This window comes from Leptothoe sp. EHU-05/26/07-4 (genome assembly GCF_043421015.1).
Lineage (GTDB): Bacteria > Cyanobacteriota > Cyanobacteriia > Phormidesmidales > Phormidesmidaceae > Leptothoe > Leptothoe turfae.
In genome coordinates, this window is sequence record NZ_JAXSQV010000004.1 from 911,271 (window position 1) to 931,704 (window position 20,434).

A 20,434-nucleotide genomic window follows, 5' to 3' on the forward strand; every position below is an offset into this window, starting at 1 on the left:
AGTTGAGATAATTGATATCTCAAGATTTATTTTTTAGAAACCTAAGCAATAGTAAACGCCAGATATAAAGTGGGCTGACCAAGCTGCAAAGATAGAATTCTAGCTCACATGCCGGGACAACCTTGGTTTGGAGTAGTGTGCGGTAAGTCACCACATGGTGTAGGGCTTTAAGCAAATCGCTGGCTATAAACACCCAAAACATAAAGGGACGCTGCCAGGAGGGCATGTTGAGCATGCGAGTCACGTGGCGGCTGAGGCCAATGCCTCGGAAAAATGGCAGCAGATAACTGCGCTGCAAACGACGGGCTGGGATCTGATGCCAAACCTTCATGTCGGGGTTGTGCCAAATTTCCCAGTTACCTCTGCGGATGTGGGCGATGGCTTCTAAATCTTCGCCCGTGAGCATTTGTTCGTCATGACGCCCGGTCAAAATGAGTTGACGGGGGACGTTTTTCAACCAAGCCTGCCGCCGCACCACTAGACCTGCGGAGGGTGGCAAGACTCGCTGGCGAGGCTGATAAACATGGGCTTCATCACCTCGCTGAGTTAGGGCGAAGAATGACTGGATCCGATGAAAGTCATCGGGGAGCGTGCCTTCAAACTGGCCATAGATTTGACTGCCGTAGGCCCCAACATGTGGGTGCTGCTGGCCAAACTTATAGGCCGTTGCTACCCAGTTATCAGCCGGTAAATTATCGTCATCTAAAAAACCGACAAGCTCGCTCTTAGCCGTTTCCATGGCTAGCTGGCGAGCGTAAGCGGCCCCTTGACGACCCTCAAATAAATACCGCAACGGAATGTCAGACGACCACTTCTGCTGGTATTCCTGGACGACTGCAGCTGTAGAATCGCTGCTGTTGTTGTCGATTACAAAAACTTCCCAGCGCAGTATTTGAGTATTAAGCTGCTGCTGTAGTCGATCGAGAACAGCCGGAATACGCTGGGCACCGTTATAGGTGCAAATAGCAATCGTGAAGTCACATGGCCGCTGCACTGTCTCTGTTAATGGAGAGGACAACACTACTGAATGGCTCATGGTCAATGGGTTGATTCACAGCATTGGATACAGGGAAGTAGAACTAACTTCGGAAAAACCCGTAAAAGGAATTGAGTTAATCGTTAAGACAGGAAATCTTTACCAAACACCACGAGAATGCTATATGGAGCATTATGTAAGCCCAGTGCCAATTAGAGTATCTATAACCATATATTCTTTAGGTCCTCTATATATGGCTACCCTCACATTGCAGCTTACCGGTCAACCTATTTAATAACTTTAGTAATTTGACCACTTTTTAAATCGCACCTGGCTCACAACCCTAAAACTGAGCTTTAAAAAATAGCCTTGATCCAATGGAATCAGGCCTTGAACGTTGCTTGGATGTGGATGTAAATACCCCTGGGTCTTGCAATTAATATAGCCTGACAACGGTATATCGTCTCCCCTTACGTCATCTTGCTAAATCGTCGATTAGTTCGTTAGTTAGGATTGACGGCTGTTTAGGGGTTTTAGTTCACGTAATGGATAAAAAATTTACTGATCGCTACATCTAGCGTTCGCCCTAAAGGCAAGACGCTAGATTTTTTTTGATGGTGGTGTTAGGCTTTATTTCCATGTGCCATAGCACATTTAGAGTGTTAACAAGTATTGGGGACATCATTGGCGCTACATGTGCTGTTTCCCAAGGTTTGATGTATATCCCCATCGTTAACGACCCTATTTCACTCACACCCTTAGATTCGTAAGGAAGTCCAGACGAATGGTTCAAGAGTTAGAACGACTACGTACAAAAACGCCTTTCCCTGGAACTGCGCCAGCGGCCTATCCAGTTTTTTATCGTACCTATAGCCGTCGTTTGGACGATGGACAGCGGGAATCTTGGTATGACGTTTGCGATCGCACCCTAGGCGGTCTGGTGGAACTGGGTAAGCTGACGGCGGACGAAAAGGCCCTGGTGCAGCGAATGCAGCGGGAATTAAAGGCGCTGCCGTCGGGTCGTTGGCTCTGGGTCGGGGGGACTGAGTGGAGTAGGCAGCAGAAAAATTTCTCTGGGGCCTATAACTGTACCAGCACCAATGTGGTGGACTGGCGTGCCTTTGGTCTGATGATGGATTTAGCGATGATGGGCTGTGGCACCGGTGCGATGCTAGAGCCTAAATACATCGATCAGCTGCCAGTGATTCGTAATCGGTTAACGGTGACCATGGCTGGCGATGTGGGGGCTACGCCTGTGGCTCAGCGTCGTGAAGAAACGGATGTCGTGGTGGATGGCAACCGTGTTGAGATCCGTGTTGGTGATAGTCGTAATGGCTGGGTGATGTCGTATCAGACGATTTTAGAGCTTTCCAGCCGTGATGATTTCACAGGGGATGTAGACGTTATCGTTAATCTGAGTGATGTGCGTCCTGCGGGGGAAAAGTTGAAGGGATTTGGCGGCATGGCCAATCCGGTGAAGCTGCCGGGGCTATACAATCGCTGCGCCACAATTTTAAATAAAGCCATTGGCCGTAAGCTCAACTCTGTGGAGTGCTGTCTGTTAATTGATGAAGCTGCGGCCTGTGTGGTGGCTGGTAATATCCGGCGGTCGGCGGGGATGCGTCAGTTTGACAGCCATGATGAGCAAGCGGCGGCGGCTAAAGATAATCTGTGGCAACAGGATGCTGACGGCAACTGGCGAATTGACCCTGAGCGTGATGCGCTGCGTATGGCTAACCACACGCGGGTGTTCCACACCAAGCCATCCTTGGAGGAAATGACCAATGCGGTGCGTAAGCAGTTTTACTCCGGTGAAGGGGCGATTCAGTGGGCGGGTGAAGCAGAACGCCGTGCCCAGGGCGAAGGGCGCTATGGCCTAAACCCCTGCGGTGAAATTTTGGGCCAGAACTTCCACTGCAATCTGGCGGAAATTCACTTGAACCAAATTGATCCAGAGAACCTGCAAGAACAGGAAGATGCCTTCCGTGCCGGTGCGATCGCAGTTGCTGCTCTGCTCAATCACCAGTTTATTGAACCCCGCTATCAGCAATCACGGTTGGATGATCCCATTGTCGGCGTGTCCTTTACCGGACTATTTGACTTCTTTGTGCAGGCCTTTGGAGTGGACTGGCTGAAATGGTGGGAAGCTGGTCGCCCAGATACCATGCAGGGACTACAGTTTAAGGCCAAGGAGCAAGAGTATCTAAGCCGTTGGAAGGCCATTGTCCATGGGACGGTTTGGGACTATTGCGATCGCCATAACATCAAGCGTCCCAACCGCTGCACAACTGTGCAACCTGCTGGTACGAAGAGTCTCCTCAGCGGTGCGTCTTCTGGTTGGCATCCACCTAAGTCCCAACGCTTTATCCGTCGCATTACCTTCCGCAAGGATGATCCGGTGGCCCTGGCTTGTATTGACTATGGTTATGCGGTGGTGCCATCCCAGTCTGATAAAGATGAGAACGGCAACCTGCTAAACGATCCTTTTGATCCCCGCTGTACTGAGTGGCTAGTGGAAATGCCTGTGGAGGTGCCCTGGGCTAATTTGCCAGGGGCAGATCAGATTGCCATTGAGCAGTTCTCTGCCCTGACTCAGTTTGATTTCTACATGCAGGTACAGCGGCACTATACGGCGCATAATACCTCGGCTACTATCGAATTTCGTGAAAATGAAATTGAGGTTCTAGCAGAACGCATTCACCGGGCGATTCAAAATGACGAAGGCTATATTTCTTCGGCCCTACTGGCACGCTTTGATGATCTGCAAACATTCCCACGTTTGCCGTTTGAACCCATTGATAAAGCACGCTACGAGGAATTGTGTAACGAGGTTCTAGCCCGTCGTTCCACCGAGAATTTCCATGCAGCGTTAGAGCGTTATGATGCGGGTGAACTGATTGAAGCTGGTCCGGCAGGCTGTGATTCTGATAAGTGCCTGTTGCCGGAGAAGACGCCTGGCTAGGGGCAATGGGGAATAGACAGTGGAGAGTGGGGTGATTTCTTAAATAGTCACTCACCTTACTAGGGTTTGTTCTATAAACCAGGGTTCTCTTGCGCTGGTTTTAGATAATTACATCTGAGGGGGGATTCACAATTTTGCGAATCCCCCCTCAGGTGTTTAATTTAATTTTGAATTGTTGTCTTATACAACATCCTGGTTATCTGCACCCAATATCGAAGGGCAACCACAAGGGATTGCCCCTACGGGATTGTCCCTGATTAATCGGAGTGACTGAATTCGGATTTGGTCTTATACAACATCCTGGTTATCTGCACCCAATATCGAAGGGCAACCACAAGGGATTGCCCCTACGGGATTGTCCCTGATTAATCGGAGTGACTGAATTCCGATTGGTATTAGAACGGGTTAAGAATGACGGATGATCATTGCATGGGGTTGACAAACAAACGTGAGCCCATGGACCTTAGTCTCTAAAGTCTCAGGATTTTTTCTTAGGGCTGATGGAGACGCCGCCGTCGCCGCCAACGCTGACTATAAACTCAGATGAGTTACCGGATCGTGTTTTGGACTCTTTTCCCTGATGTTTGTTGCCATTGAGCAGCATAATTAAACCGGCAAGAGTCAAACCTAGAATCATTGACATATCCATATGACGATTCTCCTTGGTAAATGCTACGGATAAATACAGTTTTGAACCTATCGATTCCAGAGCAAAGCTGCATGGGTTCTCGGATAGTTGATTTAATTGTCACCAAATGTCCATAAACGACCTCGGTGATTACACGTAGTCGACAAAAAAATGTAGGAGACTTAACGTTCCTTTAATCAGGAACTAGGGTAGATAACTGAGCTTGGTATAGTTAGCTACTGTTGTTGTTGCGGTCTTCACGCAACCCGTTTTTATGTTTTCTGTGTATGGTGCGTATACCCACGCTGCGGTTTGATCGCGGCACATTAATTTTGCACCCGCCGCCGCGAGGTAAGGGGTGGATTGATCATGCCGTGTGGGATGACCGCATTGAACGGTTTCGGATCCCGGCCCACTGCTATCGCCCATTGTTAGAGACGCTGCGTCGTGAGCAGGTGGAGGTGAATGATCAGGCGTCTGACTTTACCGCTTTGGAACTAACGCCTCGTCTGACGTTTAAACCTTATCCCCATCAAAGCGAAGCTCTCCAGGCTTGGCAGCAAAACAGGTGGCAAGGGGTGGTGGTTTTGCCGACAGCGGCGGGTAAGACTTACCTGGCTCAATTAGCGCTACAGGCTATTCCCCGCAGTGCTTTGATTACGGTGCCCACATTAGATTTGATGCATCAGTGGTATGCCCATTTAGAGACGGCATTTCCCGATGCGGATATTGGTTTGTTGGGTGGGGGCAGTCGCGATCGCACCGATATTTTAGTGGCGACCTACGATAGTGCGGCGATCCATGCAGAGAGTTTGGGCAATCGCTATGGCCTATTGGTGTGCGATGAATGCCACCATTTGCCCAGTGACTTTAATCGGGTGATTGCTGAATATGCGATCGCACCCTACCGATTGGGGCTAACCGCTACCCCTGATCGGGCTGATGGACGCCATAGCGATCTCGATCAGCTACTGGGGCCAGTTGTCTATCACAAAACGGCGGCTGAATTGTCTGGTCAGGCGTTAGCCCCCTATCAAATTGTGCAGCTAAAAGTCTCTTTGTCAGAAATTGAGCGGCGGCGGTATGCAGAGCTGATTCAACGACGCAACGACTTTTTGCAGCAGTCTCGGATTTGGCTCGGCAGCCCTGAGGGATGGAAGCGATTTGTCACCGCCAGTGCACGTTCGCAAACGGGGCGTCGGGCAATGCTGGCTCATCGCGAGGCTAAAAATATTGCCCTGGGCACCGCTGGCAAACTGAGGGTATTAGAAGATCTGTTGGCTCAGCATTACCCTGAACGCACCATCATTTTCACCAATGACAATGCCACAGTGTATAAAATCTCCCAAGATTTTTTGATCCCTGCCATTACCCATCAAACTCCGGTAAAAGAGCGGCGTGAGGTTTTGCAAAGCTTTCGCACAGGAGACTATAAGACCATTGTTGTTTCCCATGTGCTCAACGAAGGGGTGGATGTTCCTGACGCGAGAATTGCAATTTTGTTATCAGGCAGTGGCTCTACTCGGGAATATATTCAGCGTTTAGGTCGTGTGCTCCGTAAGGGAGATGGGAATAAATTAGCGATCTTGTATGAAGTGATTGCAGAAGAGACTACGGAGGAGAATATTGCCCGTCGACGCAAACAGTCCCCACGTAAACGAGAACCAGATCAGCGGGATAAGGGGTATCGTACAGATGTTGGACAGCTGCCCTTGGTGGCGGAGTCCAGTCCGGATTGGCAGTCTGAAGATCTACCCTATTAACTTGCGACTCTGGCGGATTTGGCGATGGCTGGATCAGCGGGTAATACGTCGATGGGTAAGGTGATAAGAAACTCAGTCCCTTTACCTACCTTAGAGCGTACTCGGATTTTGCCGTGGTGCTGTTGAATAATCCTAAAACAAATGCCTAAGCCTAGACCTGTCCCTTTACCCACTGGTTTTGTTGTGAAAAAGGGGTCGAAAATCTTTCTGCGGATCTCGCGGGGAATGCCGGGACCTCGGTCACAGATAATAATTTGAACATGCTTGTTATCAACCCTGCGGGTGATGATTTTTAGCTTTTTGCGATCGCAATTAGCCTCAAACATGGCATCTAAGGCATTGACAATTACGTTAGTAAATACTTGATTAAGCTGAGCGGGATAACAGCGCACCAGGGGTAGCTCACCATATTTCTTTACAACGGTGACTTCGTGTTTGATGCGGTGATTGAGGATAAGTAATGTGCTATCAATGCCCTCGTGGATATTAACATCTTTGACCGTGGCCTCATCCAGACGGGAGAAATTGCGTAACGACTGGACAATTTCATGGACTCGTTCTGTTCCCACATTCATTGAACCCAAGAGCTTATCCAAATCTTCTAATAAAAAGTCAAAATCAATTTCTTCTAACTTTTGAAGAATTGCTAAGGACGGTTCTGGATACTCTGTTTGGTAAGTTTTGATCAGCTCTAGTAAATCCTCAAAATATTCCTTTAGAGGCTCGATGTTACCTTGAACAAAACTAATGGGATTATTGATTTCATGGGCAATGCCAGCGATCATCTGGCCAAGGCTAGACATTTTTTCAGTTTGAATCAGCTGGGTTTGGGTCGCTTTTAGCTCCTTTAAGGTGTTGGATAGTTTTGTTGTTCGCTGTTGTACTCTGCTTTCCAATGTTTGGGCCGCTACTTCTAGTTCATAGGTATAATGGCCAACCCATTCAATCAGCTGATTGACAGACAGGGCTAAAATACTAATATCGTCTTGCGTACTGGCAGGTGCCCGTAAATCAAAGCGACTTTCTCCGGCTACTTGTTGTGCTATCAGAGTAATATCTTGAATGGGTCTGGCTATTCTTTTTGCAATCCAATAGCCAAGGATAGAGGTAATAAATGACCCACCTAATGTGACAATGGCGATAAAAAACCAAAGTGCATCTTTTGCCTGAGTTAACGACTGTTGGGAAATCAGTAGCACTAGCTGAAACTGTTCACCATCGAAGCTAGCCAGAGAAATAGACTCCGCTAAGAATTTCTGACGATCGATAGTAATACAATCCTGGAGATTACCGAGACTTAGTTGATCTAAATGGACAGTGTCAGATGAAAATGTGGAGGCGACAATTACATCATCTGATAAAACAATGATCTGTTCTTGAATCGTTAAATTAATTTGATTGAGAAAATCACTATCAAGGGCTGTACCCAGTAGAACGCCGCCGATTACCCCTTGATCATTTTTAATGGGTGCAGTACCAATTAAAACAGGAGGTCCAAAATTATGGCTACTGACAACATCAGTAATCTCTGATCCTTTGATTAGTAGGTTATTGATCTCTTGGTCGTTAAGATTGAAACTCTGTAGTTTAGTATCTTTGTCGTGAAATAGTTGTCTTTTATTATGATCGATAATATTAGTAATATCGGTCTCTAAAATCCCTTCGAGGGGGAGTATTGTTTGCTGGAGTTGATTGATATCTTGATTGATGATTGCCTGAGTTATGAAGGCTTCAATGGATAAAAAACGGGCCCCTTGCCGTAGAGAAGCCATTTCTCGATAAATATCTCTCTCAACCAAAGCAGCAAGTTCTTCTGCCTGCTCCTTTTTATCTTGTTCTAACTTATGTGAGAAAAACTTTCCTACTGTAGCAACGCTGACTACCCAGAAACCTAGAAACATCACAATGAAAGGCACGCTAATCTTTAGTGGTAGTGATGCTCTCTGGTATTTAAGTAGCAACCTTTTGAAGTACAGCAAGCCCATGGGTTAAAACATTATTCCAGACTAATTGGTGTTGATTGGAAGATAGTCGCTATTACCTAAAATTTGTTGTCCTTCAAGGTATAACGCATCCAGGTTTTGCTCATAATACGTAGATGCTGAAGTCAAATCCGTCATAAATTGGGCTGGTCCACGAGTCTTCAATTCTCTATTCATCAAGTACCCCAGGTGTTTAAAGTTTGTGAAAAATCTTCAGTTGATTGGCAACTTTATTGGATGATTTTCGTCTTGGAAAGATGGGATAACATCAAAATAAAAAAGACACCATTATCTATTTCTTTAACGCAATAACAATGTCTAATGTCTATTGAGGTCCGTGACTATGACAGTATGCGTGGGGCATTGTTGAGTTAAGGTATGGCGGCATTGAGCCAGCTGCCACCATTAATGGGATGCTGGTCCAGAATCATAGGTCGGTCACCCACGTTACACTAGCTACGGTTGTTCTGCGTTGACTAATGACTCTGCTGGCTTTACGGGACATAAATAAGGACTTTGGCATTAAGGAAATTCTTCGGGATGCCAGCTTTAGTATTGAGGAAGGGGACCGGGTGGGGCTGATTGGCACCAACGGTTCGGGTAAGTCAACGCTGCTAAAGATGATCGCGGGTATAGAACCCATCGATAGCGGCGAAATTTGGAAGAATGCCAGCAGCAAAATTGTCTATTTGCCCCAGCAGCCAGACTTGGATGAAGACCTGACGGTACTGGAGCAGGTGTTTGCCGATAGCGGTGACAGTATGGCGCTGGTGCGGGAGTATGAGCTGATTTCTGCTCGGTTGGCGGACGCGACAGGAGATACGAACCAGCTGATGGCGATGCTATCACGGGTATCTCAGCAGATTGATCAGGCGAATGCGTGGGAGCTAGAGACTCAGGCGAAGGTGATATTGACCAAGCTGGGAATTGAGGATTTTAATGTCAAGATTGGAACGCTGTCGGGGGGATATCGGAAAAGGATTGCGATCGCAACCGCCCTCCTCTCCGAACCCGACCTTATTCTTATGGATGAGCCTACCAATCACCTTGATGCCCTGTCGGTAGAGTGGCTCCAAGACTACCTAGGCCGTTATCGTGGTGCCCTATTCCTGATTACCCACGACCGCTATTTCCTGGATCGAGTCACCAACCGCATTCTAGAAATTGATCGAGGTGAGCTGTATCCCTACTCAGGCAACTATAGTTATTACCTAGAGAAAAAAGCGGCTCAAGAAGATGCAGCCGCCAGCAGCCAGAAAAAGCACGCTGGAGTGCTCCGACGTGAGCTAAAGTGGCTACAGCGCGGTGCCAAGGCCCGTAGCACTAAACAAAAAGCCCGCATTGATCGCATCCGCGATATGCAAAACGCTGAGTTTAAGCAAGTCCAGGGCAATGTGGAGATTGCCACTGCCGGTCGCCGCATCGGTAAAAAAGTCATTGAGCTAGAAAACGTCACCAAAGGCTACGATGACCGCATTCTGATCAAAGACTTTTCTTATTTATTTACCCCAGAAGATCGCATTGGCATCATTGGCCCCAACGGTGTGGGCAAGTCCACGTTGATGAATATTATCACCGGGCGCGAGCAGCCTGATGCTGGCATCGTTGAGATTGGTTCTACTATTCACATCGGCTATTTTGACCAGTATTCCGACGATGTGAACATTAATGAAGACCAGCGGGTGATCGATTATCTAAAGGACGTGGCTGAGCTGGTAACCACTGCCGATGGTACGGTGATTACCGCTTCTAAAATGCTGGAACGATTTCTCTTTCCGCCCGATCAGCAATATGCGCCGATCCATAAGCTTTCTGGTGGTGAGCGACGACGTCTGTTTTTGTTGCGGGTGTTGATGCAGGCTCCTAATGTACTGATTCTGGACGAGCCTACCAATGATTTAGACGTGCAGACCTTAGGCATTCTAGAAGACTATCTAGAAGACTTTAACGGCTGTGTGATTGTTGTTTCTCATGATCGTTATTTTCTCGATCGTACTGTTGAAAACGTGTTTTCGTTTGAAGGGTTAGGTAATCTCAAGCAGTATCCTGGAAACTATTCAGTCTATTTAGACTATAAAGAGAAAGCTGAACAGAAAAAGAAACTTAAACAGGAAGCTGCTGCCAAACCACAGAAAACTCAAAATTCAAAACCCAAAACTCAAACCTCATCAAAGCCCAAGAAAATCTCCTATAAAGAAAAGCGTGAGTATGCCTCTTTGGAAGAGAAAATTCCAACTTTAGAAGCAGAAAAAGGAACCCTAGAAAACCAGCTGTATACTAACCCACCTAGCGACTACAACGAAATGCAGGTACTGTCTCAGCGATTGGCAGATCTGACAACGGAGATTGATACGGCAACAGAGCGGTGGATGGAGTTAGCGGAGCTAATGGAGTAAGTTTTGAGTTTTAAGTTTTAAGTTCTTATTTTGGGTGGACTGCCTAAAAATTATTAAGGCAACTTGATGTATTCTCTTAAACTCAAAACTTACTTAACTACGTTTTAAAAACTCTACCTGTGGCACTAGCGGATCGTTAACGACTCCTACCCCCTCATAGCCCCAGCGCTCCATCATTTGCTTAAGCTGTGGCCCACTGATGGGTTCGACGGCAAAGCGATTAGCGACTTCAGCTGCATGCTGATTAACATAGCTAAGGGCTTCATAGTCAGCGTTAAAAAGCATCAAAAACCCTTTTGAGGTTTCAGTATTGCGAGGTTTCGCAGCGAGATATTGCCCGTCGTGGGTGGAGCGTAGTAGATAGTAAGATTTGGTGAACATAGTATACGAATTGCTTTATCCTTACGCTAAGAGAAAAATTCTCAATCGCCTACGTTCCTGTTGCGAAGCTTAATTGATCTAGGTGGGGGTGGTTGGCTAGAGACCTTTGTTTAGAAGTCAAACTAAAAATCATAGTTCATTCCTTGAGGGGGGTAGACAACTTTTTCATCAGAAAGAGAACGAACGTTGCTGAAGCTACATACGAGATTTGAAACAGTTGATGCAAAAAGGTATGCCACAAAAAGGGTTGGTACTTTGTGGATATTTCAGCGGACGGACAGCGTGAGCCGGTGAAAGTTGAATAACCTATTAGTGCACTGTTACTGGACAGCATGCCTTGATGACCTATCGCCACTTGCTATTAGTTATCCTTCTGCTGTCCACTATGGTTGGATGCCGCATGGGAGGACTATTTCCCCAGCGCAGTCTTGTCGCCGATCTGCAAGCCAATGATCGTGAATTGAGCCTGGCTTCCATTGGCCCTAACACTTGGAATCGCATGTGTGTACTTGGGCCATATACCACCAATAATATGGCCCAATCTACCCTTGGATTTCCTTGGGATGTAGAAGTTCGAACCGGTATAGAAAAGCGTGACGATATCTATGTGCTTGTGTTCGTCAACGAGGACCAAGTAGCCATGTATCTTAAAATGCCACGCCACGGAGGGGATTTACTCCACTCAGAAACGTTGTGTTTTGAGTTTTCTGATGAAACACTCTATCGAGATGAGCTTGGCAACTGGACAATTCAATGACACTAAAATGCAGTTGTATTGTCCAAACCAGCATTACCAAGGACAGTAAGCTTTAATGCACGCTGCCTTCGCATGACCGTACCTGGGGGAAGTTGAATTTTTTCTGGAGAAACCACAGCGTACATGTTTCAATACCGTCCGTTAAACTCACGGAATACATACATGTTAATAGCCGCTACCACAAAGCAGATGATAAAGATTAATACACGAATGCCGTAGATGGGTTCATTCATCAGCTGGCCATCAGCAAAGATCGGGGTAAATGAAGGTTCTATTTTTGCCATGATGAACCCGGCAACGAAGGCCGTAATGGTAGAGGTGGCTTGAGAGAGATTTTTTAGTTCATTGCTGGTGTTTGGAGCGACCAGGAACCCTACTAACCATCCCCCGGCCCAACCGGAAACGGCAATTAATATCGTTTGGGCAAAGCCTGGGTCGTTTAATTCACCGTGGACCCGGTTCGCTAACCAAATCACGATGCCAAATACTATAAAGCCGACAAGTAGACCACTGTAGGACCTAAAAGGCTGCATGGTCTAATTCATCTTTGAGAGTTTAATGCGCGGGTCCACAAAGGACAGCGCCAGGTCAGCCAGCAAGTTACCAACGATTAGCATGGTGGCTCCCATCATTAGACTGGCCATAATCAAGTACAGGTCTTGGGACTGCACTGCTTGTAACGTTAATCGTCCCAGACCTGGCCAGCCGAAGAAATATTCAGTAATAAATGCACCACTCAGTAAACTTGCAAATTCAAACCCTAGCAAAGTAATCAAAGGATTGATGGCATTGCGCAGGGCGTGGGTATAAATGACTCGCTCTTCTGGGAGACCTTTTGCGCGGGCAGTACGGATATAGTCCTGTCGCAATACGTCGAGCATTTGGCCCCGCATCAGTCGCTGTAGGCCTGCAAAGCTGGTAATGCTGAGGGCCAGTGTCGGCAAGATCATGTGCCAAGCCACATCTAGCACTTTGCCAATCCAGTTGAGGTCGTCATGGTTGATGCTGGTGCGTCCGCCCACTGGAAATAGGGGAGTGGTGAGCTGAGCAAAAAATAGCAACAGCAGACCCGTAATTAGGGCGGGAAAACCTTGGCCAATGTAGCTGAGTACCCGTAGGATACGGTCGGTGAATTTGTTGTGATTAACGGCCCCAATGATGCCCAGAGGAATTGCAATGGCCCAGGTAACGATAATGGATGCAATGGATAGCAGCAACGTATTGGGGATACGCTCTGCCAAGATTTCTACCGCTGGGCGTTGATAGGCAAAACTCACACCAAAATTGAGCTTGGTGACCACCTGGTAAATCCACTGAAAGTATTGCTGCCAAATGGGTTTATTGAGTCCAAACTGTTCTTCAAACTGCTGGATAGTTTCAGGAGAGATCTGTGGATTTTGTCGCTGAGCATCTAAAAAGTCCCCAGGTGCTAGCTGAATGATAAAAAAGCTAAAGGCTGAGGCCAGTAGAAGCGTCAATAATGCCTGCAAAATGCGCTTGAGCACATAGAGCGTCGTCTCACTGGTGAGCACCATCTGCAGTGTTTGCAATGGTGAACGAGATTGGGTAGAAGTGGGCTCTGCAGTCATGGGCAACGAAATTAAAGTTGGGTGCAGAATTTCGTTGTAGGGGCGCAGCATGCTGCGCCCCTACAGGCGTGATCTCAGTATGACAGTAGCGTGGTTATGGGAATTCCGTCAGGGAGTTTTTGGCGACCATTCAATTCGCTTAGCTCAATTACAAAACTAAAGCCTGCAATGGTTGCGCCAGTCTGCTCAATCAACTTTGCTGTGGCTGCTGCTGTGCCGCCAGTGGCCAGTAAGTCATCTACGATCAGGGGGCGGTGACCGGTATCTAGAGCATCCTGGTGTACTTCGAGGCTATCTTGCCCATATTCTAAGGCGTAGGAAACTTGGTGGACAGCGGCGGGGAGCTTGCCGGGTTTGCGGACGGGGATAAAACTCAGACCGAGTTGGTAGGCAAGGGGCATGCCAAAGATAAAGCCTCTGGATTCAATGCCGACGATGCAGTCTGGCTGATGGTTGACGGCTTGTTCTGCCATCAGATCAATAGTGGCTCTCAGGCCGTCAGCATTTTGTAACAGAGTTGTAATATCTCGGAAAAGGATGCCAGGTTTGGGAAAATCGGGTATCTCACGAATCAGTGCATGGATATCTGTGGTGGACTTCACGGTGGGGGCTGATGCAGGACGGCCCTATTTTATACTCTGTGGGGCTGTTGTTGTGTCGGTCACGTGTGGGACTGACCAACCTGTCAGTTTTGCCTTGCCTTCCGGTGAGATTCCAGTAGGATAAGGGGCAGAAAATGTCCGCGAGGCTGTGTTTATCTGTGAATAACGTTCCTCAGTCGCCAGCTGCCCCTGCTAAACGTCGCTGTACCGTTACAGTATCTGCGCAGGCCTGGCACGGTTCAAAAGCGGCGGCGCAAGCGGTGGGTTGTGGCAGTATTTCAGAGCTACTGGAAAAACTAGGCAATGGTGAGCTGGTTATTGTCACTGCCGATGAAGTGGGACCGCCTATTGATCAAGGGAGCTCTCCAGTCAGTGATGAGCCGTGGGGAACGTTTGCAACGGATATTCCCACAGCCCAGGCTCGGACAGTCACAGCATGGTCGTCAGATTCAGTTAATACCCAGGTAAAGCCCTATCCTACTAATCAAGGAGCGTCTCAAACTAATCAAGGAGCGTCTCAAACCAAACAGCTTCGATCTTCCCTTGGCAGATTGCCAAAGCTAGCCCTGACGGCAACCTGCGCGTCACTTATTTTGTTGCCCATTCTCTATGTGTTAGACCTGCGGCTGTCAGGGCCTAAGAGAGCCATAGTTGATTTTCAGAGTGCGTTGACCCTGAAGACGGGCGATACGATCGCAGGTTATGACGTCACTGACCATATGCGCATCCGGCCTGTGCATCCGGTAACAGGTGCCATTAATGTGCCCCATAATGGTGTGGATGTGGCGACCCCGTCAGGTACCCCAGTGTATGCGGTGGGGGTGACGGGAGACCAGGTTACGGTGGAATGCTGGTGGGATGTGGATGGCGGTGGCTGGGTTGCCAATCAAACTACAGAATCCTACCCGAAACTAGTGTTTCAGTCCCTGCATTTGCTAGAAAATGAGTGCCGTTCGGGCCAATTTACTAGCGGCGAAGTGATTGCCCTGACTGGCAATAGCGGTCTGGGGTCAGGCGAACACTATGATTTTCGAGTCAAACTCGACGGAAATTATATTGACCCTCCAAAACAGTTTCTAGAAGCGGCTCTGACGGGTAAAACCTTATCTCGTGACGGTCAGCTAGCGGACCTGTAATACCAGTTTTTATTGCAATGGCTGATCGGGACTGCACACTGTAGACCAAAATTCTACATCTGTGCGAGAGTCGAGAACGCCTGTGAGTTGGCTGCGATAGCCGGTTAGACGCTCTCGTTCTAGGCCCTCAGCATAGGGGATAAGCTCATCGACAGTGGCGGTAACGCAGACCCAATCTTTGGTTTGAGCTGCCAGGTTTAGCCGGGCTTGAAGGGTATCGACCTCTGCTTGAATAGCGTCAAGGCGATTACGCTTGATGTAATACTCCATGTTTGCGATCGCATTCAGGGCATAAACATCATCTGGCCGTTCCTCTAAAGCCCGGCGAAAGATAATGAGTGCTGTCTGATAATCAAATTGATTTGCATAGGTATAGCCCAGGTTCATTGCTTGGGTATAAGCGTCTTCTGGCTCCGGCGTCGTTTCAATTTGCGCCAGGGCCACTGTCCCAGGCAAAAGCATCGACAAACCTAAAAGTGAGCTCCATAACCACTGCTTTGCCATTAATCGCCTAATTGACCTCTGTTATTTTCGATATTGTTACCACGGATTGCTACGAAGCAACCCCATCGACCATAAGGTTTATGGGATGAAGTTACGTGAACCGGAGTTCAACATAATTGAAGGAAACTGAAGCATTAGGCTACCCCGCCTGTATTTCAATGTTTCATGATGCAAAGGGCATTAGCCACAAAAACTGAGGTTGCGTCGTGTCTCGTAAATTGTTACATTAGTTTACGTTAATATAAGTTTACAAAAGCCTGCACACTTTCGGTGCTGTACTGACAAGTTGCTGTTTTGGGCGATGTAACCCTATCCGACTCTGCACTAGCGGTTGAGGAACCACCTTTGGAAGCATCTCAGTTAATTAGACGATATAACATTGGTCAGCGTCAGTTTGATCGAGCAGATTTGCGTGAGGCCCATCTGCCTGAAGCGACGCTGAATGGCTCATGTCTGAATTATGCGGACTTAACATGGGCTAACTTGAACCAGGCGAATCTGGAAGCAACTCAATTGGTGGGTGCGATGATTTGGCGAGCCCATCTAAGCTGGGTCAATTTGAAGCGAGCCGACTTGTGTCGAGCCTTAGTATTGCGCAGTTGTTTCACATTTGCCGATTTATCCGATGCATCACTACAGCGGGCGGACTTACGTTTGAGTGATTTTAGGCAGGCAAACTTGCAGGGGGCAAACCTACAGGGCGCTAAGCTCTGTTTTGCTGATTTGAGTGGTGCTGATTTATCCTATGCCAACATGAGTGGTGCTGATTTGACTGGTGCGATTGTGCGGGGTGTTAACTGGTCCAATGTGCGCCTGGATGGAGTGATTGCCAAATCAGTTGAACCGCCTGCCTTGGTTTAGTGCTGTGTGGCGTAAATTTATCCACTAGGGATGTGGATGAGGGGATGCAATAGCCGCTACATTTCGGCCATCGGGTTGCTAGTTTATAGTCCTCTCCTTAGGCCCAAAGCCGTATTTGAGTGATTTCTGGTGCGACAACCACAGCTGCTGTATATCCGTCGCAGGGAGTAAATATCTGTAGCTGCCATGGTTGACCTGTTACCTTTAATTGCGGTGTTGGTGACAGGTCAACTTCAATGCCAGCTAGCGATTCGCTGATCCCCTGGCCTGTGGCTTTGAGGTAGGCCTCTTTGCATGTCCAATATTTTAGAAAAGCGCTGCTGTGCTGTGTGGGTGAAATGCTGGCAAGGGACTGTTGTTCTGATGGTGCCAGGCAACGCTTGATCAGGCCGTCTAATCTATCCATAGAGCGCAATTGCTCAATATCTACGCCAACAACGTGTTGGGCAACACCACACAGGGCATATTCACCTGAGTGAGAGAGATTAAATTGCCAGTCACAATGCTTGTGCAGGGATGGCTTGCCATGGGTCCCATAGTTAAAAATAAGGTCAGCAGGACTGGTTTGACAGTAACCGGCCAAAATCTGACGTAGACTACTGCGGGCAACTGCAAATTTACGCTGATCGGCGGCAAAACGATAGCGATTCATGCGGTTGAGCTCATCTTTTGACAGTAAATCCACTTGTGCTGGTCGATCCAGGGGAATGCGCCATAGATCCATTGTGCTGTGGTCTATGGTTTGGTAGCAATCAGCTGGAGCTTGCCTCCAAGTTCTATGCTCAAGATTGTCTTGGATTGCCTTTGTCATAGTCTTGGGAAGCTGCCAGAATTAACCATAGGGCTTTCATTATCTTAATCCTGAGGGTTGCCGAGTCAATCTTGTTGACCGCAAGGATTTGTAGCCCAAGACTGCAGCGACTGTGGGGGATGCTGCGTTGGTGACTATGTTGGCTTCTAAACAACTAAACGTTAGAGCACCCATGGTCAGAATTATAGTCAATCGCTTTATGTAAATCTGGAAGTATTACTACCGGTTATTGCTATTAAATAAATAGTCCATATGGCCCTATCTCCTGCGCAAACGTCTTATTCCGGTCGTTCCATTAACTATTGCCCACGTATTGTGATTGTTGGTGGTGGATTCGGCGGTTTGTATACGGCGTTATATCTGCAGAAATATCGTCATCTTAGGGACAGTGCCATTACCCTGATCGAGCCTCGCGAACGATTTCTTTTTACACCACTGCTATACGAAGTTTTGACTGAGGAGTTGTTGCTTTGGGAGGTCGCGCCTGCTTACCAGAGCTTGTTAATGGGGACCAATGTCCAATGGCAGCAGGATTGGGCTGACCATATTGATCTAGAACAGCAGCGAGTCATGCTGCGTCAGGGTGACAGTCTCCCCTATGACTATCTAGTGGTCTCTACCGGTGCTAAGACGCGACCATTGCCAATTCCTGGTATTCGTGAGCATGCCATTACGTTTCGCAGCCTTGATGATGTGGTGACTGTTAAGGCTCGGTTAGATCAGCTGGTCCAGGCTGCACACCCGGTTGCTGTCACCGTTATTGGGGCTGGAGCGAGTGGTGTTGAATTGGCGACAAAGGTCGCTGATCGTCTTGGTCAAAAAGGGCAGGTGCGGTTGGTGGATCGTGGTCATCAAATTCTTAAGCCCTTTCCTAAAGGACTGCAGCGTCAGGCCATGGATGCCCTGTTGCAGCGTAATGTAGACGTGCTGTTACAAACCCAGATCAATCAGGTAGGGCCTACTACAGTGGGGTTAGACGAGGGTGATATGCCCAGCCATCTCACCCTTTGGGCTACGGGAACTGAGCCGGTTGAATGGCTAGGTACCCCCGTGCGTACTAATGATCAGGGACAGGTGTGGGTGCGTTCTACGCTACAGCTAGAAGACTATTTCAATGTTTTTGTGGTTGGAGATGTGGCGGCTCAACCAAAGCCGATTCCCAACACCGCCCAGGCTGCCTATCAAGCTGCCGCTGCTGTGGCTAGCAATTTGGCCTATATGACGCGACAGCGACAGCCCAAATCTTTTCGCTATTTGCACCTGGGTGACATGTTGGCCCTTGGCAAGGGAACCGCTGGGGTATGGAGCTTTGGCCTTAGTTTGGGTGGAAAACTAGGTGGCATTATTCGCCGAGCTGTGTATATTCATCGTCTACCCACCAATCGGCATCGATTGAAGGTGGCCCGTCGTGCCCTACAACAGATTGTCGCTGGACTTTGGCCGTTTAAGAAATCGTAGAATTGGTTTGGATGATGGGGGTTACTGAACTGGCCTAAGTGTTTCTGGGTGAATGGTTGCTAAATTACCTTTGCGTTGATTTTTTTGTGAGGTGGGCACTGCCCACCCTACGTGCTCCTTTGTTACCTGTTTTCTGCCATGATTTCTCGCTGGCTTAAACCCCTTGAACATCGTTACGGTCTCGATTTACGTTCCTTAGCGCTGCTGCGTTTGGGGCTGGCGTTGGTGATTCTCTTCGATGTGTGGTTCCGCCTGGGCAATGTAGTGGCTGATTATACTGACCAGGGGACATTGCCTCTTAGTGCCCTGGGAGCACTTTGGCTGCCAGGGTACTGGTCGATTCATGCGTTAAGTGGCTCAGTGGTGTGGCAGTGGGGGTGTTTTGCGATCGCAACCTTTAGTGCCCTACTTATGCTGATCGGCTATCGTACTCGCTGGGCTACCATCGTGGCCTGGCTCATGTTGATCTCATTGCATAACCGCAACCCTCTGATCGTATCGTCAGCTGACGATGTGCTGCGAGCCATGGTTTTCTGGGCCATGTTTTTACCGTCGGGCAGCAGCTACTCAGTGGACCAGGCATTAAACATGGCCAAAACTCCCCAGCCGAAACGTATTGTGACCATGGCCACCGTGGGGTTGATGGCTCAACAAAGCTATATCTATATAGCGTCTGCCCTGTCTCAACCCCTGAGCGGTGGTACCGGGGTGGGTATGATGGCCATGGTGTTGGCATGGGTAGGCCCCCTGCTACTCTGGAGCCCAATCAAAACTGATGTTTGTCGCCTGTTGGCCGTTGTGCTCTTGCTGCTTTTCCACATTGGCGGGGCACTTACCTTAAACCTGGGCTTACTGCCTATGATCAGCTGTATTACCTGGTTAGCCTTTGTGCCCTCATCGGTGTGGGATAACTTAGCTGAGCGCACATTTACCCCCAAACACCTAGGACTCAAAATTTATTACGATGCGGAGTGTGGCTTTTGCAAAAAAGTTGTGCATCTGATTCGGACGTTTTTAATTTTGCCGCGTCGAGTCCCATTGCAAATTACCCAGAGTGATCCGGTGATCCAGACCGCGATGGAAACCCACAACTCCTGGGTGATTGTCGATTGGCAGGGACAGCATCATTACAAATGGCATGGCATTGCCTATGTGGTTAGTCTCTCACCTGTGTTTCGTCCCCTAGCCCATGTACTACGAGTGCCTCCGCTGATGGCCGTGGGTACTCGCCTCTATGAAACCATTGCCAGTAATCGTCGCTTTGCTGGTAACTTTACCAAGCCCTTTAAATATCAGTCGTTTACCGTCCGCTCCCACCGTGTTTTCAGCGTGCTCGCTCTGGTTGCGCTATTGTTGATTACCCTGTTGAATTTGCGCAGTATTACTGCCTACGATGCCATGGCTACGAGTCAACAACCGGCTGTGGCGTTACTGCGTCAGGTAACCGATGGTCCGATAGTGCGAAGTCTAGCCCCTTTAGGCCAAGCGGCCCGGCTGGATCAGTCCTGGCACATTTTCTCCCCTGATGCTGATGGACAAGAGAGTTGAGTGTGATCTCAACCCTACCCAAGACTCCCCATTCCCCACTTCCCTGGACTTGATACTATAGTTCTGGCATTCCAGCGCAC

17 protein-coding genes are annotated in these 20,434 nt (G+C 48.3%); 8 read left to right on the forward strand and 9 right to left on the reverse strand.

The genetic code is table 11. The features are described 5' to 3' along the window. Nucleotides 1–19: 19 nt before the first annotated feature. Entirely contained in the window at nucleotides 20–1,036 is a 1,017-nt protein-coding gene (gene hpsE, locus U2F10_RS16940; RefSeq protein ID WP_163667858.1) for a hormogonium polysaccharide biosynthesis glycosyltransferase HpsE, read from the reverse strand. A gap of 724 nt (nucleotides 1,037–1,760) precedes the next feature. Here hpsE and nrdJ point away from each other — a divergent pair. After that, nucleotides 1,761–3,938, forward strand: a complete 2,178-nt coding sequence (gene nrdJ, locus U2F10_RS16945) for a ribonucleoside-triphosphate reductase, adenosylcobalamin-dependent (RefSeq protein WP_499872826.1) — start codon at nucleotides 1,761–1,763, stop codon at nucleotides 3,936–3,938. Between the two features lie 478 nt (nucleotides 3,939–4,416). On the opposite strand, the gene U2F10_RS16950 is transcribed toward nrdJ, so the two are convergent. Next, on the reverse strand, nucleotides 4,417–4,587 hold the full coding sequence (locus U2F10_RS16950; RefSeq protein WP_163698426.1) for a hypothetical protein: 171 nt from the start codon (nucleotides 4,585–4,587) through the stop codon (nucleotides 4,417–4,419). 266 nt (nucleotides 4,588–4,853) lie between these two features. Between U2F10_RS16950 and U2F10_RS16955 the strand changes: the two genes are divergently transcribed. Next, the gene (locus U2F10_RS16955; RefSeq protein ID WP_163698424.1) at nucleotides 4,854–6,329 is read left to right on the forward strand and encodes a DEAD/DEAH box helicase; all 1,476 of its coding nucleotides are present in this window, start codon (nucleotides 4,854–4,856) and stop codon (nucleotides 6,327–6,329) included. On the opposite strand, the gene U2F10_RS16960 is transcribed toward U2F10_RS16955, so the two are convergent. Further along, nucleotides 6,326–8,230: a sensor histidine kinase gene (locus U2F10_RS16960; RefSeq protein ID WP_250565085.1), complete on the reverse strand. Its 1,905-nt coding sequence runs from the start codon at nucleotides 8,228–8,230 to the stop codon at nucleotides 6,326–6,328. The two genes, U2F10_RS16955 and U2F10_RS16960, sit on opposite strands and share 4 nt — an antisense overlap. A 560-nt stretch (nucleotides 8,231–8,790) precedes the next feature. On the opposite strand from U2F10_RS16960, the gene U2F10_RS16965 reads away from it, so the two are divergent. Next, complete coding sequence (locus U2F10_RS16965) at nucleotides 8,791–10,707, forward strand: ABC-F family ATP-binding cassette domain-containing protein (RefSeq protein ID WP_163698420.1); 1,917 nt, start codon at nucleotides 8,791–8,793, stop codon at nucleotides 10,705–10,707. Between the two features lie 93 nt (nucleotides 10,708–10,800). Here U2F10_RS16965 and U2F10_RS16970 read toward each other — a convergent pair whose 3' ends face one another. Next, nucleotides 10,801–11,088, reverse strand: a complete 288-nt coding sequence (locus tag U2F10_RS16970; RefSeq protein ID WP_006515333.1) for a hypothetical protein — start codon at nucleotides 11,086–11,088, stop codon at nucleotides 10,801–10,803. A gap of 385 nt (nucleotides 11,089–11,473) precedes the next feature. Between U2F10_RS16970 and U2F10_RS16975 the strand changes: the two genes are divergently transcribed. Beyond that, nucleotides 11,474–11,845 (forward strand): hypothetical protein, encoded by a 372-nt coding sequence (locus U2F10_RS16975; protein WP_499872829.1) that lies wholly within the window; start codon nucleotides 11,474–11,476, stop codon nucleotides 11,843–11,845. A gap of 128 nt (nucleotides 11,846–11,973) precedes the next feature. On the opposite strand, the gene U2F10_RS16980 is transcribed toward U2F10_RS16975, so the two are convergent. From U2F10_RS16980 to U2F10_RS16990, 3 genes are all read right to left on the reverse strand, one after another. Beyond that, the gene (locus U2F10_RS16980; RefSeq protein ID WP_163667873.1) at nucleotides 11,974–12,378 is read right to left on the reverse strand and encodes a hypothetical protein; all 405 of its coding nucleotides are present in this window, start codon (nucleotides 12,376–12,378) and stop codon (nucleotides 11,974–11,976) included. A 3-nt stretch (nucleotides 12,379–12,381) separates the two neighbouring features. Then, entirely contained in the window at nucleotides 12,382–13,434 is a 1,053-nt protein-coding gene (locus tag U2F10_RS16985) for an ABC transporter permease (RefSeq protein WP_431732049.1), read from the reverse strand. 74 nt (nucleotides 13,435–13,508) lie between these two features. Next, the gene (locus U2F10_RS16990) at nucleotides 13,509–14,036 is read right to left on the reverse strand and encodes an adenine phosphoribosyltransferase (RefSeq protein WP_163667875.1); all 528 of its coding nucleotides are present in this window, start codon (nucleotides 14,034–14,036) and stop codon (nucleotides 13,509–13,511) included. Between the two features lie 158 nt (nucleotides 14,037–14,194). Here U2F10_RS16990 and U2F10_RS16995 point away from each other — a divergent pair, with 158 nt between their 5' ends. Further along, nucleotides 14,195–15,172, forward strand: coding sequence for a M23 family metallopeptidase (locus U2F10_RS16995; RefSeq protein WP_499872831.1), 978 nt, complete (start codon nucleotides 14,195–14,197; stop codon nucleotides 15,170–15,172). A gap of 9 nt (nucleotides 15,173–15,181) precedes the next feature. Here U2F10_RS16995 and U2F10_RS17000 read toward each other — a convergent pair whose 3' ends face one another. Continuing rightward, on the reverse strand, nucleotides 15,182–15,676 hold the full coding sequence (locus tag U2F10_RS17000; protein ID WP_499872833.1) for a hypothetical protein: 495 nt from the start codon (nucleotides 15,674–15,676) through the stop codon (nucleotides 15,182–15,184). 345 nt (nucleotides 15,677–16,021) lie between these two features. Here U2F10_RS17000 and U2F10_RS17005 point away from each other — a divergent pair, with 345 nt between their 5' ends. Then, nucleotides 16,022–16,537: a pentapeptide repeat-containing protein gene (locus U2F10_RS17005; protein WP_499872834.1), complete on the forward strand. Its 516-nt coding sequence runs from the start codon at nucleotides 16,022–16,024 to the stop codon at nucleotides 16,535–16,537. A gap of 97 nt (nucleotides 16,538–16,634) precedes the next feature. On the opposite strand, the gene U2F10_RS17010 is transcribed toward U2F10_RS17005, so the two are convergent. Continuing rightward, nucleotides 16,635–17,348, reverse strand: a complete 714-nt coding sequence (locus U2F10_RS17010; protein ID WP_163667884.1) for a 4'-phosphopantetheinyl transferase family protein — start codon at nucleotides 17,346–17,348, stop codon at nucleotides 16,635–16,637. A gap of 252 nt (nucleotides 17,349–17,600) precedes the next feature. Between U2F10_RS17010 and U2F10_RS17015 the strand changes: the two genes are divergently transcribed. Next, nucleotides 17,601–18,806, forward strand: coding sequence for an NAD(P)/FAD-dependent oxidoreductase (locus U2F10_RS17015; RefSeq protein WP_499872836.1), 1,206 nt, complete (start codon nucleotides 17,601–17,603; stop codon nucleotides 18,804–18,806). A gap of 138 nt (nucleotides 18,807–18,944) precedes the next feature. Continuing rightward, nucleotides 18,945–20,354, forward strand: a complete 1,410-nt coding sequence (locus U2F10_RS17020; protein WP_163667889.1) for a DCC1-like thiol-disulfide oxidoreductase family protein — start codon at nucleotides 18,945–18,947, stop codon at nucleotides 20,352–20,354. Nucleotides 20,355–20,434: the final 80 nt, after the last annotated feature.

Bases quoted from the DNA above. Each gene is read 5' to 3' on its own strand.
- hpsE (WP_163667858.1), bottom strand. From the start codon at position 1,036: ATGAGCCATTCAGTAGTGTTGTCCTCTCCATTAACAGAGACAGTGCAG.
- nrdJ (WP_499872826.1), top strand. From the start codon at position 1,761: ATGGTTCAAGAGTTAGAACGACTACGTACAAAAACGCCTTTCCCTGGA.
- U2F10_RS16950 (WP_163698426.1), bottom strand. From the start codon at position 4,587: ATGGATATGTCAATGATTCTAGGTTTGACTCTTGCCGGTTTAATTATG.
- U2F10_RS16955 (WP_163698424.1), top strand. From the start codon at position 4,854: ATGGTGCGTATACCCACGCTGCGGTTTGATCGCGGCACATTAATTTTG.
- U2F10_RS16960 (WP_250565085.1), bottom strand. From the start codon at position 8,230: ATGTTTCTAGGTTTCTGGGTAGTCAGCGTTGCTACAGTAGGAAAGTTT.
- U2F10_RS16965 (WP_163698420.1), top strand. From the start codon at position 8,791: ATGACTCTGCTGGCTTTACGGGACATAAATAAGGACTTTGGCATTAAG.
- U2F10_RS16970 (WP_006515333.1), bottom strand. From the start codon at position 11,088: ATGTTCACCAAATCTTACTATCTACTACGCTCCACCCACGACGGGCAA.
- U2F10_RS16975 (WP_499872829.1), top strand. From the start codon at position 11,474: ATGGTTGGATGCCGCATGGGAGGACTATTTCCCCAGCGCAGTCTTGTC.
- U2F10_RS16980 (WP_163667873.1), bottom strand. From the start codon at position 12,378: ATGCAGCCTTTTAGGTCCTACAGTGGTCTACTTGTCGGCTTTATAGTA.
- U2F10_RS16985 (WP_431732049.1), bottom strand. From the start codon at position 13,434: ATGACTGCAGAGCCCACTTCTACCCAATCTCGTTCACCATTGCAAACA.
- U2F10_RS17000 (WP_499872833.1), bottom strand. From the start codon at position 15,676: ATGGCAAAGCAGTGGTTATGGAGCTCACTTTTAGGTTTGTCGATGCTT.
- U2F10_RS17010 (WP_163667884.1), bottom strand. From the start codon at position 17,348: ATGACAAAGGCAATCCAAGACAATCTTGAGCATAGAACTTGGAGGCAA.
- U2F10_RS17015 (WP_499872836.1), top strand. From the start codon at position 17,601: ATGGCCCTATCTCCTGCGCAAACGTCTTATTCCGGTCGTTCCATTAAC.
- U2F10_RS17020 (WP_163667889.1), top strand. From the start codon at position 18,945: ATGATTTCTCGCTGGCTTAAACCCCTTGAACATCGTTACGGTCTCGAT.